General features: G+C 64.0%; 1 protein-coding gene. It reads left to right on the top strand.

Annotated features, from left to right (window positions below; genetic code table 11):
• Positions 1–469: Fic family protein (locus HW556_RS18450; RefSeq protein WP_176901579.1), on the top strand; the 469-nt coding region annotated here is incomplete at both ends.

The raw sequence follows: 469 nt of genomic DNA, 5'->3' as shown, positions 1-469 counted from the left end.
TGGGCACGGCGCTAGTCCAGCAGCACGGGTTTTTGAGCACCAACCACATCGCCCGCATCCAGCAGGAACTCAAGCGCGACGGCGGGGGCTACCGGAAGCTGCCCGGCACCGCCCTGAAGAACCAACGGGGCGAGGTGGTGTACACGCCCCCGCAGGACCCGGCCCTCATCCTGGACATGATGGGCAACCTGGCGCAGTACCTCAACGACGACACCTTGCACGACGTGGACCCCTTGGTGAAAATGGCCGTGCTCCATTTCCAGTTCGAGAGCATCCACCCCTTTTACGACGGCAACGGCCGCACGGGGCGCATCCTCAACATCGTGTACCTGGTGCTCAAGGGCTTGCTCGACCTGCCCGTCCTCTACCTGAGCCGCTTCATCACCCAGCACAAAGCCGACTACTACCGCCACCTGCAGGCCGTGCGCGACACCGGCGACTGGGAGCCGTGGCTGCTATACATGCTCAC

It is taken from the genome of Hymenobacter terrestris, from assembly GCF_013377905.1.
GTDB lineage: Bacteria > Bacteroidota > Bacteroidia > Cytophagales > Hymenobacteraceae > Hymenobacter > Hymenobacter terrestris.
The sequence above is the reverse complement of the archived record's forward strand: the minus strand, read 5'-3'. Positions and strand labels throughout refer to the sequence as shown.